The organism is Bartonella sp. AA18HLJMS, assembly GCF_042197245.1.
In the GTDB taxonomy this organism is placed as follows: domain Bacteria; phylum Pseudomonadota; class Alphaproteobacteria; order Rhizobiales; family Rhizobiaceae; genus Bartonella.
Map to the genome: position 1 here is coordinate 1 of NZ_JBHIRP010000091.1, position 578 is coordinate 578.

The 578-nt window shown below is 39.3% G+C and carries 2 pseudogenes; both read left to right on the top strand.

What is annotated here, in order from left to right:
* A pseudogene (locus ACFINW_RS10105) lies at positions 1-181 on the top strand (hypothetical protein); the annotation flags it as partial.
* Between the two features lie 3 nt (positions 182-184).
* Positions 185-578, top strand: a pseudogene (locus tag ACFINW_RS10110) (hypothetical protein); the annotation flags it as partial.

Consider the following 578-nt stretch of genomic DNA (forward strand, 5'->3'; position numbering starts at 1 on the left):
AAAACCTTTTATTGGAGTCAAAACAACAGAAAAACCTGAAAAGACAGTTGAACAAATTAAGCAAATAGAACAAGAAGCCGTACAAACATCAACTGAATCAGCAGCCGAAGAAATTCCACCCGAAAAACCAAAAGCTTCTAAAGTTTCCAAGTCATTAACACCTACCCCCAAAAAGGCTTAGATGTTGAAGTTAATCATCTACCCAAAATGGTATCTTCAACAGGTGAAGGATGCCTTCACCAGTCTTCAAGCACCACGCCTTAATTGGGCTGTGCGTAATGCTCTAAACACCGCAGTAAAACAGTCGAACGCTTTGCAGAAAAACAAATTGCCGATGTTACATCTGTCCAATCAAAGCGTGTCAAAAAAGGCGTTTATATTAAAGAAAAGGCGACAGCAAGGTTTCTCGAGACAGATATCATTGGTTCTGTAACACCGATACCTCTTAAATTTTTTTAAGTAAACGAAACAAAACGCGGCGTAACTTACACACTGTTTGGAAAGAAAGAAATCTTACCCCATGGTTTTATCAAGGGAGGCAGTTTTCCAAAGCGTGTTGAATTGAAAATGGGAGGGAA